This is a genomic window from Mesorhizobium sp. M2A.F.Ca.ET.037.01.1.1 (assembly GCF_003998075.1).
In the GTDB taxonomy this organism is placed as follows: Bacteria; Pseudomonadota; Alphaproteobacteria; order Rhizobiales; family Rhizobiaceae; genus Mesorhizobium.
In genome coordinates this window covers 1-637 of sequence record NZ_RZSA01001670.1, presented here as the reverse complement: position 1 = coordinate 637, position 637 = coordinate 1, and the positions used below count along the sequence as shown (strand labels likewise).

The following is a 637-nucleotide window of genomic DNA, read 5'->3' as shown; positions in this document are numbered from 1 at the left end:
GCACCGATGGCAGTAGTGGCTGCGCCTGGCTGGTATCTTGGAAGCGATATCCAAGCCAATGCGCCTGCGAATGGTTATACAAAGGCCATCGAGGATTCGCTTTTGCAATCCATCCTATGGCCGGAAGATGGGTATCGGTTGTTCGAGATCGGGACGATGGATGAGTCGTCGGTCGATCCGTGGTTCTCACCGATACACGAAGCGAATGTCCTCTTCATGAGCCGGGAGGGTTGGCAGGCGATCGACGGCATGGACGAGCGCTTCAGCTGTCCGGGCGGCGGCCTGGTCAACCTCGACACGCTCGAACGTGCGATGAAGCTGTCGCAAGCACAGCTCATCCTCACTCTGGGAGAGGCTACATTTCACCAACTGCATGGCGGGGTGTCCACCAACGCAAGCGTCGAGCGGCAGCGCAAGAACTGGATCGTCTGGAAGGCTGAAAGGGATGCATTGAGGGGGACAGGCGAGTTTACTTTTCACACCCCCTCGGCATTCGTGGGCTCGCTGCCTTCATCGCTTCTGCCGCACCTTGCCCGGGCGACAATTGCAAACCCATTCAGGGTCGCTCCAGCCACCGCCGCGGGCTTTAGGGCGCAGTTGAAGCCCCCAGAAGAACGCGTGCCGACGAACCGGACAG

At 59.7% G+C, this 637-nt stretch carries 1 protein-coding gene; it reads left to right on the top strand.

The genetic code is table 11. The annotated features are described in order from the left end of the window. Positions 1–15 precede the first annotated feature (15 nt). On the top strand, positions 16–637 hold a 622-nt coding region (locus EOA27_RS39125), incomplete at its 3' end, for a hypothetical protein (RefSeq protein WP_210214212.1).